At 62.1% G+C, this 7,687-nt stretch carries 7 protein-coding genes; all 7 read right to left on the minus strand.

Annotation, left to right across the window (positions count from 1 at the left end):
• On the minus strand, positions 1–1,018 hold a 1,018-nt coding region (locus ABIT12_RS17745), incomplete at its 3' end, for a biotin carboxylase N-terminal domain-containing protein (RefSeq protein ID WP_348045379.1).
• A complete protein-coding gene (locus ABIT12_RS17750; RefSeq protein WP_348045381.1) occupies positions 1,019–1,450 on the minus strand; it encodes an endonuclease domain-containing protein in 432 nt (143 codons plus the stop codon).
• 153 nt (positions 1,451–1,603) lie between these two features.
• Positions 1,604–3,136, minus strand: a complete 1,533-nt coding sequence (locus ABIT12_RS17755; protein ID WP_348045383.1) for an acyl-CoA carboxylase subunit beta — start codon at positions 3,134–3,136, stop codon at positions 1,604–1,606.
• A 93-nt stretch (positions 3,137–3,229) separates the two neighbouring features.
• The gene (locus ABIT12_RS17760; RefSeq protein ID WP_348045385.1) at positions 3,230–3,784 is read right to left on the minus strand and encodes a gamma carbonic anhydrase family protein; all 555 of its coding nucleotides are present in this window, start codon (positions 3,782–3,784) and stop codon (positions 3,230–3,232) included.
• Positions 3,785–3,794: 10 nt separating this feature from the next.
• A complete protein-coding gene (locus tag ABIT12_RS17765) occupies positions 3,795–5,201 on the minus strand; it encodes a protein adenylyltransferase SelO (protein WP_348045387.1) in 1,407 nt (468 codons plus the stop codon).
• 48 nt (positions 5,202–5,249) lie between these two features.
• A complete protein-coding gene (locus tag ABIT12_RS17770) occupies positions 5,250–6,380 on the minus strand; it encodes a Gfo/Idh/MocA family oxidoreductase (protein ID WP_348045389.1) in 1,131 nt (376 codons plus the stop codon).
• Between the two features lie 76 nt (positions 6,381–6,456).
• The gene (locus ABIT12_RS17775) at positions 6,457–7,497 is read right to left on the minus strand and encodes a DUF2793 domain-containing protein (protein ID WP_348045391.1); all 1,041 of its coding nucleotides are present in this window, start codon (positions 7,495–7,497) and stop codon (positions 6,457–6,459) included.
• Between the last annotated feature and the right edge of the window lie 190 nt (positions 7,498–7,687).

Below are 7,687 nucleotides of genomic sequence, written 5' to 3' on the forward strand. Positions count from 1 at the left end.
AGACACGGCTTTCGACCGCCCAGCCGGTGAGTTTGACGTCGCTCTGCTTGATCGAGAGCTTTTCGCCGGCAGCCGAGCGGATCATCTGCTCGACGAGATCGATGCCGGTGATCAGTTCGGTGACCGGATGCTCGACCTGCAGCCGCGTGTTCATTTCGAGGAAATAGAAGTTCCTGTTACCATCAACGATGAATTCCACCGTCCCGGCGCTGGTGTAACCCACCGCCTTGGCCAGTGCGACAGCCTGTTCGCCCATCGCCTGCCGCGTCCCTGCGTCGAGAAACGGGCTCGGCGCTTCCTCGATCACCTTCTGGTTGCGCCGCTGGATCGAGCATTCCCGCTCGTTCAAATACAGCACATTGCCATGTTGATCGCCGATCAGCTGGATTTCGATATGGCGCGGCTGGGTGACGAATTTCTCGATGAAAATCCGGTCGTCGCCGAACGAACTCGCCGCCTCCGACTTGGAGCGCTCGAAGCCCTCCTTGGCCTCCGCATCGTCCCAGGCGATCCGCATCCCTTTGCCGCCGCCGCCGGCCGAGGCCTTGATCATCACCGGATAGCCGATTTCCGACGCGATGGTGGCCGCTTCCTCGGCATCGGCGATCAACCCCATATGCCCCGGCACCGTCGAAACCCCTGCCGCTGCCGCGATTTTCTTGGAGGTGATCTTGTCGCCCATGGCCTCGATGGCCTTGAGCGGCGGCCCGACAAAAATGATCCCGGCAGCGCTCAGCGCCTCGGCAAATTTCGGGTTTTCGGAGAGGAAGCCATAGCCGGGATGCACCGCCTCGGCGCCGGTCTCGCGGCAGGCGGCGATGATCCTGTCGATCGACAGGTACGAATCCTTGGCCGCCGATCCACCAATATGGACCGCCTCGTCAGCCATCCGCACATGCAGCGCCTCGCGGTCGGCATCGGAATAAACCGCAATGGTCTTGATCCCGAGCCGCTTGGCGGTGCGGATAACCCGGCAGGCAATTTCGCCGCGATTGGCGATGAGCAAGGTGGAGAACATTCAGCTGTTCTTTCTGTCTTCTGATTGGGCAGAATCCAACCGTCTCCCTCCCCCTCGTGGGGAGGGGTCAGGGGTGGGGGGAGCCACGAGCGCTGGCGCTTGTTCGAGCGCTGCGGCAATGACCACATAAACGCCTTCTGGATTTCCCATGACTTCGGTGTTGGTGAACCGCAGCACACGGTAGCCTTCAGCGTCCATGAACTTGCCTCGTAATGCATCATACGCGATGGCCGCCTCGGTGCCGTGCGTATCTCCGTCAAGCTCAATGACGAGCTTCGAGCCATGATCGGCGAAGTCAGCATAATAGCGCCCCAAAGGCACCTGCCGTCGAAAATTATGGCCGGCCTGTCGCAACGGATACAGCAGCCGCCACATCGCCTGCTCCGGCGGCGTCGCGCTTTTTCGCAGCGATCTGGCGCGTTCGATGCTCACCAGAACCCCCACCCCTGTCCCCTCCCCACAAGGGGGAGGGAGACGATAGAGCCGACCACACAATGCCCGTGGTTACTAAGACAGACAGGGAGGGTCTCCCTCCCCCTTGTGGGGAGGGGACAGGGGTGGGGGTGCGTTTCCATCACAAATCCCTCACAGCGGTATATTCCCATGCTTCTTCTTCGGCACGGCTTCCGCCTTGCCCCGCAGCGTCGAGAACGCCCGGATCACCCGCCGCCTGGTCCCGTGCGGCATGATCACGTCGTCGATGAAGCCGCGCTCCGCCGCCACGAACGGATTGGCGAAGCGGGCTTCGTAGTCCGCCGTGCGCTTGGCGATCTTGTCCTTGTCGCCCAGTTCGGAGCGATAGAGGATCTCGCTGGCGCCCTTGGCGCCCATCACGGCGATTTCGGCTGATGGCCAGGCGTAGTTGACGTCGGCCTTGATGTGCTTACTCGCCATCACGTCATAGGCGCCGCCATAGGCCTTGCGGGTAATCACCGTCACCAGCGGTACGGTGGCTTCGGCATAGGCGAACAACAGTTTGGCGCCATGCTTGATGATGCCGCCATATTCCTGCGCCACGCCGGGCAAAAACCCCGGCACGTCGACCAGCGTCAGGATGGGGATTTCGAAGGCGTCGCAGAAGCGGATGAAGCGGGCCGCCTTCTTGGCCGAGTTGATATCGAGGCACCCGGCCAGCACCAGCGGCTGATTGGCGACGACGCCAACCGAATTGCCATCGAGCCGGATGAAGCCGGTCAGGATATTGCCGGCATGGTCCTTCTGCAGCTCGAGAAAGTCGCCCTCGTCGGCGATCTTGGTGATCACCTCATGCATGTCATAGGGCTGGTTGGCGCTATCGGGGATGATGGTATCGAGCGAGGCGTCGCCGCGATCAGGATCGTCATTGGTCTTGACGCGCGGTGGCTTCTGCCCGGCCATCAAAGGCAGGAACGAAAACAACCGGCGCACTTCGAGCAGGGTTTCGATATCGTTGTCGAACGCCGCATCGGCCACCGCCGAGGTTTTGGTATGGGTGACGGCCCCGCCCAGTTCTTCGGCGGTGACGATCTCGTTGGTCACGGTCTTGACCACGTCGGGACCAGTGACGAACATGTAGCTGGTGTCTTTGACCATGTAGATGAAGTCGGTCATCGCCGGGGAATACACTGCCCCGCCGGCGCATGGCCCCATGATCACCGAAATCTGCGGCACAGCGCCCGAGGCCTGCACATTGCGCCAGAACACGTCGGCATAGCCGCCAAGGCTGGCGACGCCCTCCTGGATGCGGGCCCCGCCGCTGTCGTTGAGCCCGATCACCGGCGCGCCGTTCTGCAGCGCCAGGTCCATGATCTTGCAGATTTTCTTGGCATGCGTTTCGCTCAGCGAGCCGCCGAAAACGGTAAAATCCTGGGAAAACACATAGGTCATGCGCCCATCGATGGTACCCCAGCCGGTGACCACGCCATCACCGGGGATGATCGTCTCGGCCATGCCAAAGTCGGTCGCCCGATGGGTGACGAACATGTCGTATTCTTCGAACGAGCCGGGATCGAGCAGCACGTCGAGCCGTTCGCGCGCGGTCAGTTTGCCCTTGGCGTGCTGCGCGTCGATACGCTTTTGCCCGCCGCCGAGGCGGGCCTGCGCGCGCTTGGCTTCAAGCTGTTCGATGATCTCGCGCATCTGACCCCCATCGGCTGTGGCGACCCAAACGTCGCACTTCTTTGACCGAGCAGTCAAAATTTATCATGGGGTTGTGGCGCTTTGCCAGCGCAATCACGTTGCGTCGAACGACAGGCTCCTGGGCTCGACCACTTGCAGCCCTTTGGCAAAGCGCCGCGCCGCGGAAACGTAGTGCGTCGCTGACTGGCGCAGCCTGGTCACGGCCTCGGCGTCCAGTTCGCGGATCACCTTGCCGGGTGCGCCAACCACCAGCGAGTTGTCGGGGATCACCTTGCCCTCGGTGACCAGCGCTCCGGCCCCGATCAGGCAATTGTTGCCGATTACCGCGCCGTTGAGCACAGTGGCGCCCATGCCGATCAGCGTATTGTCGCCAATGGTGCAGCCATGCAGCATCGCCTTGTGGCCCACAGTGCAGCCCGCGCCGATGCGCAGCGGAAAGCCCATATCGGTGTGCAGCACGACGTTTTCCTGCACATTGGTCTGGGCGCCGATAGTGATGGGTTCATTGTCGCCCCGAGCCACCACGCCAAACCAGATGCCCGCGTCACGCCCGACGCTGACCTTGCCGACCAGCACGGCGGTTGGCGCGATCCAGGCGACATCGGGATCGATTTGGGGCGCAATGCCATCCAGGGCATAAAGGGTCATGGCCGGAACCTCAGGGCTTGATCCCATAGGCGTCGCGCATCTGGGCAATTTCGGCAAGCGTTGTCTCCAACCCGCTCCAGTCGTCGCGCTCGGCAATCGGCGCCCAGATCGCTTCAACCTCGTCGATCAGCATCGTGCGCGGCGTCCGTCGCGCAAAATAGGGATGGTCGAGATTGGCGTCGGACGCGGCCGCGAACCCCTCCATCGCATCGGCAATCGGTCGGAAGGTTTCGCTGGCATAGTGCGCAGCCGACGGGCCGGCGGCGGCCCGCTCAAGGCTCGCCATGCCCCCGCGCCAGTCAAAAAAGAACTGTTCGTAGGGCGCCTTGCTGACTGACAAAAACCCGAACAGCGCGGTGACGAAATCGGCATCGCCATCATTGCCGTTCGGCACCAGCCCCAGGCGCTTCAGCATGGCCTTGGCGAGTTCGGCGCGGAAAGCGGGCCAGAACTGGTTCAGCGCCGGCTCCAGCGCCTCGATGCTGGAAATCGGCACCAGGCATTCAGCCAGCCGCGTCACGTTCCAGGCCAATGCATCGGGCTGGCGGCCGAAGCTATAGAGCCCGGTTTCATCGAAATAGGCTGCCGTGAAATCCGGATCATAGGTCGGCAGGAACCGCCACGGACCATAATCAAAGCTCTCGCCGGTGACGTTGATATTGTCGGTATTGAGCACGCCATGCACGAAGCCGGCGGCGATATAGTGCGCGCCGAGCTTGGCCACGCGCAGCGCCACCGCCCCAAGCAACGCCGCCGGTCGGTCGGCGGCGTCGGCCAGTTCGGGGTAGTAATTGGCAATGGTGTAATCGAGCAGCGCCTGCGTCGCCGCGCTGTCCTCATTGTAAGCCAACCGCTGAAACGTGCCGATGCGGATATGGGAATGGCTGAGCCGCACCAGCACCGCACTGCGCGTCGGCGATGGTTCGTCGCCGCGATGCAGGTTTTCGCCGGTTTCGATCAGCGACAATGATTTGGAAGTGGTGACGCCCAGCGCTTCGAGCATTTCGGTGGCCAGGATTTCGCGCACCCCGCCCTTGAGCGTCAGTCTGCCATCGCCACCGCGCGACCATGGGGTCTTGCCGGAGCCCTTGGTGGCAAAATCGAGCAGGCGATGGTCTTTCAGATCAAATCCCTGCGCAAACAGGAAGCCGCGCCCATCGCCCAGATCGGGATTGTAGCTGCGGAACTGGTGGCCGTGATAGCGCAGCGCCAGGGGTTGCGGTAGCGATCCGGGCAGCGGTTCGAACCTGCCGAAATGGGCAACCCACTCGGCATCGCTCAGTCCGTCCAGTCCCACCCGCCGCGCCCAGCGCTGATCACGATGGCGCAGGATGGTCTTCGGGAAATCTGCCGCGGCGACGCGATCATAGAACGCATCGCCCAGGGTTTCATGGTTGCGGGCAGGCTGGAAAGTCATAGGGAAGAATTAGCCCCACGAGTGTTTCGCGTCCAGACGAAAGGCCCCTCACCCGATCCTGCCGCCCACCAACGATTCGCTGATCGGCGCCGGACGGACCACTGGGGTCTTGATGTCGATAACACGGCCCTCGCGCGACGACACCTCGAAGGCTTCCATGACCTCGAGCACGTGCAGCGCCAGATCGCCATTGGCGCGATGAGGGCGATTGTTCAAAATACCATGGGCCATGTCGGCGACGCCAAGCGAACGGTAATTGCCGTCGGCATAGGGCAGCTCGACCGGCACAGCGGTCCAGTCATTGCCGTTGCCGCGCTGTTTCAGCGACACTTCGCCGCCAAAGAAATTGGGATCGGGCACGATCAGGCTCGCTTCAGTGCCATAGAGCTCCAGCGGCACATGCTTGTGGCCGGCCACATCAAAGCTCAGGCCCACCTGCACGATGGCGCCATTTTCAAACGCCAGCGAGCCGGTAACGTGGGTCAAAACCCTGGACGGAATAGTCTGGCCCTTTTTCGGCTCCGAGCCAATGACGCGCTCGGCGCGCAGCATCGAACTCATTGCCATCACCTTGGACACCGGCCCCAGCAGGTTGACCAGATCGGTAATGTAATACGGACCCATGTCGAGCACCGGCCCGCCGCCGATATCGTAGTAAAACGCCGGATCGGGATGCCAGGCTTCATGGCCCGGGCACATGAAATAGGCGGTGCCGCCGACGATCTGGCCAAGCGCGCCGCTATCAACCACGGCGCGGCTCTGCTGGTGCGAACCACCCAGAAACGTGTCGGGCGCCGAACCGATGCGCAACCCGGCCTTGTTGGCGGCGTCGAGCAGTGTCTTGCCTTCGGCAAAGGTAATGCCGAGCGGCTTTTCCGAATAGACGTGCTTGCCGGCGGCCAGCGCCTTGAGGCCCACTTCGACATGGGCGCGCGGAATGGTCAGATTGATCACCAGATCGATTTCGGGATCGGCCAGCATGTCGTCCACTGACTTGGCCGGGATATTGAATTCGGCGCCCCGCGCCTGCGCCGATTCAAGGCGCATATCGGACAGCGCCTTGATATCGAGCACGTCAAAGCCCGGCATCTGCTCAAAACCCTTGATCGCCTTGAGATAGGCCGATGAAATATTGCCGACGCCGATAAAACCAACGCCCAGACGCTTGCCCGATGCCATGCCGAACTCCTCCCGATGTACGTACGTCACATAGCCTTATGGTCGCTGCTTTGTCAGCAGGTCACGCACGTTTTGGCTAGGCTTGGGCGATTTTTTCCAACGTTGCAAGTCGCGCGTTGAGTTGCTGGATGGATTTGATCAATGGCGCGATAAACGCATCGTAACGCAGCCCCTGCTCGCTTTGCGGGTCAGCCGGGTCGGTCAGGATATATCCGGCGAAATCATCCACGCCGACCTGATCCAGCGCTACTTTGACCTGTTGCGCCAGCAGGCCATAGTGCGTGCGCTTGCCTTCGCTCCAGCGATAGCGCACCGGTTCCAATGCGCTGATGAAATCCAGCCCGAGATCGCTGGGCGCGATATCGGTTTTCTGCCGCGCATCGGAGGTCTGGATGGTGCCCGTCGCCGCCCACACTGCCGACCAGCGCGCGCCGCTGGCGCCTAGTGTTATGCTGTTGTCAGTTGCCGGTTTGATCGCGGCCACCACGGTCAGCCCGCCGGTGGCATTATCGATCTTGAGCGCATCGACCCAGCTTGAGCCATTGGGGCTGACCTTGAGCCGCCAATGATTGTCGCCCGCCAGGCCCATTTCGGCATAGCCGGTATGGTTGGATTGATAAAGCAGGCTCGCCGTATCGGTGCTGGCCGCCTTGTTGAGCTTGAGCTGATGGCCATTGCCGTCATGGCTCAACAGTGTCGCCGCCGCCGCGACCGCCAGCCGATTGGTGCTGTCGGCCCCGGTATTGATGCCCACCATCGGCACGCCTGCCGCGCCGTTGCCGGCCAGTGCCACCCAGGCGGTGGACTGAAACACCACGATGGCCTGCGCGTCCTCGATATAGGCCTGCCAGCCATTGGCCGGATCGAGAAAGCTCCAGGCCGCGTTCTGCCAAACCGCGATTTCCGTGGCGTGCCCCGCCCATGCCCCGGTTGGGCTGGCAGGCAGGATATAGGCATCGCCCAGCATCGGGCTGCCGGGCGGCGTCGCAATGGTCCGGCTTTTGACCACCGGCTGCACCAGCGCATCGAGCGTCTGCAACGCCTCGTTATGCGTCACATGCTTTTGCGCCTGCTGCGGCATGATGAAGGGCAGGCTCAAGCGGGAAGTATTGTCCATGAAATGTCCTCGATTGGTGAGGACAGTATGGCTGCGGTCGATGGGGCGGGGATAAGCGGCAGCAACCCCCTCCCTTCCCTCCCCACAAGGGGGAACTGTTTACCTACGATCCTTTTTGGATTCTTGTGCTGTGCAAGTGATTTGCTCAGGAGGATGGGATGGATTGTCCCCGGTGTGGTGGTGCGCATCT

Origin of the sequence: Devosia sp., from assembly GCF_039927955.1 — a bacterium.
In the GTDB taxonomy this organism is placed as follows: Bacteria; Pseudomonadota; Alphaproteobacteria; order Rhizobiales; family Devosiaceae; genus Devosia.